Genomic DNA, 1,703 nt, shown 5'->3' on the forward strand with positions numbered 1-1,703 from the left:
TATTTATTCATTATTTAGTCAATATATTTGCTATTTCCTTCATATCATTATTGTTTACTTCTTCAAATCTATACCTTTGTTTGCACTGTGGATACTTTTCTTTATCAACCTCACTTAAAAATATCTCTTTAGGTCTGACAAACATTCCAAAATCACCATATAAAGCCTTATATACAACTAATTCTTCCATTGTTTCCGAATGCTTAGCAACATCAATAACTAAATATAACTTTCCTTTAAAATGTTTAACTAATTTTCCTTTTAAATTACTTATATCTCTATTCATAAACTACAACTCCAATCTTAACCTTAATATTAATACTTTTATAATTATGCTACTAATTTATAAACTAAATCATTATTTCTATATAAAAATAATCATAATAAAAAAATACATATTTTTACCTATCAAAAACTAAAGATTTAAAAAATGCAAAAAACTCTCTAGCATATAATGTAGGAATCAGATACCATTTAGTATTACTACTATAAAAAGTAACATTATCATAATTATTTCTTTTTGCTAATATAAAACTCCTTAAAACATGAAAATCTGTAGTTACTATCTTTACTTTATAATTATCAATACTATTTCCTGTTATATTTTCAATTTTTGTTTTAGAAAACTTAAAATTTTCAAAAGTATTTGTAGCTTTGTCTTCCATTATTATGTCATTTTTAATTTTCTTATCAATTAAATAATTTTTCATAGCCTCTGCCTCGGTTATAGATTCTCCTGGTCCCTGTCCACCAGAAACTATTATTTTTCCATCAAAATTAGATTTATTAACATAATCTATTGTTGCATCTAATCTATCCCTTAAAGTTGTTGTTATGCTATCTCCCCTTAATCCAGCTCCAAGAACAATTATATAATCACTACCATCAATATTTTTCTTAGGATACATTATTATTGCTCCTTCAACTAAAATAATTATAGATATTCCTATAAATAAAATTATTTTTATACCCTTAAATAATTTCTTCATAATCAAATATTCTTTTATTTTATATGAAAAAATATAATAAATACCTAATATTAATCCTAATATTAAATAAAATTCACTAAATGTAGTATAACCAAACATTATATTTATAAATCCATAATACGCCAAACATATTATTCCTAAAATAAGTATTAAAATATTTAAAACCTCCCCCCATAATTTAATAATATCATATAAAATAATACATTTGCTAAAATGTTAGGTTCTTTAATGTTTATAAAGTATAAAGATATTAAAAATTAAATCATTATAGATTTAAGAAGAAAAACAAAATTTATAACTACTAACATATCACAGTATAATATTCCTATAATAAATGAAGAAAAATATAAATTAATTTAAAAATTTTATCCATTAGCAATTTTTAAATAATAAAAAATTTAATTTTGAAAATAAATGAGATTATAAATGGATTAATAAAATTATATATGCAAAATCACTCTGTAATAATTGCATATTCTAGAGATAAATTAAGAAGTCCAATAATATATATACTTAATTTATATATACTAAAGTAATCAGAAGAAAGAACTGTAAGATATTACTTAATAGCATAAAGCTATTATTTATAAAAATAAAATATATAAAAATAATTTTATATACGAAAAAAGAGATAGTTAAAACTATCTCTTTCTTGTTCTCACCTGGCAACGTCCTACTCTCCCACACGGTCACCCATGCAGTACCATTGGCGCT

The 1,703-nt window shown here is 22.0% G+C and carries 2 protein-coding genes; both read right to left on the reverse strand.

Going from position 1 to position 1,703, the window contains the following annotated elements; genetic code table 11:
• Window positions 1-10: 10 nt before the first annotated feature.
• The gene (locus tag Q4E08_RS08865) at window positions 11-286 is read right to left on the reverse strand and encodes a DUF1653 domain-containing protein (RefSeq protein WP_303130272.1); all 276 of its coding nucleotides are present in this window, start codon (window positions 284-286) and stop codon (window positions 11-13) included.
• A gap of 115 nt (window positions 287-401) precedes the next feature.
• On the reverse strand, window positions 402-1,115 hold the full coding sequence (locus Q4E08_RS08870) for a YdcF family protein (protein WP_303130275.1): 714 nt from the start codon (window positions 1,113-1,115) through the stop codon (window positions 402-404).
• Window positions 1,116-1,703: the final 588 nt, after the last annotated feature.

Origin of the sequence: Clostridium sp. (genome assembly GCF_030532265.1) — a bacterium.
In the GTDB taxonomy this organism is placed as follows: domain Bacteria; phylum Bacillota; class Clostridia; order Clostridiales; family Clostridiaceae; genus Clostridium.

Coding starts and splice junctions, on each gene's coding strand:
- Q4E08_RS08865 (WP_303130272.1), bottom strand. CDS start 286: ATGAATAGAGATATAAGTAATTTAAAAGGAAAATTAGTTAAACATTTT.